The 491-nt window shown below is 55.6% G+C and carries 1 protein-coding gene; it reads left to right on the top strand.

The features are described 5' to 3' along the window. Positions 1–129: 129 nt before the first annotated feature. Positions 130–491: immunoglobulin kappa light chain variable domain-containing protein (locus LGT40_RS16775; protein ID WP_226343103.1), on the top strand; the 362-nt coding region annotated here is incomplete at its 3' end.

Genomic DNA, 491 nt, shown 5'->3' on the forward strand with positions numbered 1-491 from the left:
GGTCACTTCAAACTTTCTTATATGGGGGAGGAACTGCTCAGTTAGGACCCAGACGGAACCATGGAAGCCCCAGCGCAGCTTCTCTTCCTCCTGCTACTCTGGCTCCCAGATACTGCTGGAGAAGTACTGATGACGCAGTCTCCAGCCACCCTATCTGTGTCCCCAGGGGAAAGAGCCACCCTCTCTTGCAGGGCCAGTCAGAGTGTTACCAGCAACTTAGCCTGGTACCAACAGAGACCTGGCCAGGCTCCCAGGCTCCTCATCTATGGTGCTTCCACCAGGGCCCCTGGCATCCCAGACAGATTCAGTGGCAGTGGGTCTGGGACAGCGTTCACTCTCACCATCAGCAGCCTGCAGTCTGACGATTTTGCAGTTTATTTCTGTCAGCAGTATCATAACCGCCCTCCCCTTATCACCTTCGGCCAGGGGACACGACTGGAGATTAAGCGAACTGTGGCTGCACCATCTGTCTTCATCTTCCCGCCATCTGA

Origin of the sequence: Methylophaga pinxianii (assembly GCF_020447225.1) — a bacterium.
GTDB classification, from domain to species: Bacteria; Pseudomonadota; Gammaproteobacteria; order Nitrosococcales; family Methylophagaceae; genus Methylophaga; species Methylophaga pinxianii.